The following is a 324-nucleotide window of genomic DNA, read 5'->3' as shown; positions in this document are numbered from 1 at the left end:
AAGCGAGCTGATCCTCGGATCAGAAAGCGAAAGTATCAAGAGTCTCACACTAAAGTAAGTCAGGTTTATGAAGTGATTCATATTCCTGTCAGCTTTGAGTGAGCGACCGGTTCTACGGAACCGAAAACAGTAACAGGTTTGAACTGAAGAGTTTGATCCTGGCTCAGATTGAACGCTGGCGGCATGCCTTACACATGCAAGTCGAACGGCAGCACGGGTGCTTGCACCTGGTGGCGAGTGGCGAACGGGTGAGTAATACATCGGAACATGTCCTGTAGTGGGGGATAGCCCGGCGAAAGCCGGATTAATACCGCATACGATCCA

The 324-nt window shown here is 50.3% G+C and carries 1 rRNA gene; it reads left to right on the top strand.

Annotation, left to right across the window (positions count from 1 at the left end):
- Window positions 1-140 precede the first annotated feature (140 nt).
- Window positions 141-324: ribosomal RNA gene (locus tag HWX09_RS33430) — 16S ribosomal RNA — on the top strand; the annotation flags it as partial.

This window comes from Burkholderia sp. BCC1208 (genome assembly GCF_902833095.1).
Lineage (GTDB): Bacteria > Pseudomonadota > Gammaproteobacteria > Burkholderiales > Burkholderiaceae > Burkholderia.
The sequence above is the reverse complement of the archived record's forward strand: the minus strand, read 5'-3'. Positions and strand labels throughout refer to the sequence as shown.